We start from the raw sequence: 571 nt of genomic DNA, 5'->3' as shown, positions 1-571 counted from the left end.
CATGCGGTCGGCTTCATCTAACACAAGTGTGTTCAACTCAGACAGGTCAATACGGTCTCTCTCTAGGTGGTCCAGGATACGACCAGGAGTGCCCACAAGAATGTGTGCGCCATGCTCTAATGAACCAATTTGTGGGCCCATTGGCATACCGCCACATAGTGTCAGCACTTTAATATTGTGAATACCACGAGCAAGAGTACGGATCTCTTTTGCTACTTGGTCTGCAAGCTCACGAGTCGGACATAACACTAAAGACTGAACACGGAAACGCTTAACGCGTAGGTTTTGCAGCACGCCTAAACCAAAAGCAGCTGTTTTACCTGAACCCGTTTTACCCTGACCGATAACATCCTTGCCATCCAGAATAGTAGGAAGACTTAACGCTTGAATAGGCGTCATTTCAGTATAACCAAGAGAATCTAACGTATTTAGAAGCTCTGGCTTAAGGGCGATTGAAGAGAATTTTGAAGTGCTCAATGGAAATATCCAACTGGTGAAAAACAGAGTGCATTATGAGTGTTTTTGAAAATTATTCCACCTTAATCACAGTTTTGAAGAAATAGGTTAGGCG

The 571-nt window shown here is 44.0% G+C and carries 1 protein-coding gene; it reads right to left on the bottom strand.

Annotated elements, in window-relative coordinates; all coding sequences use genetic code 11:
- The coding region (locus tag AB4496_RS12625; RefSeq protein ID WP_372131075.1) for a DEAD/DEAH box helicase at positions 1–477 on the bottom strand (477 nt) is incomplete at its 3' end.
- Positions 478–571: the final 94 nt, after the last annotated feature.

The organism is Vibrio sp. 10N.222.46.A1 (assembly GCF_041473595.1).
GTDB lineage: Bacteria > Pseudomonadota > Gammaproteobacteria > Enterobacterales > Vibrionaceae > Vibrio > Vibrio tasmaniensis_A.
Note: the sequence above shows the minus strand (reverse complement) of the source record. Positions and strands in the feature narration are given on the sequence as shown.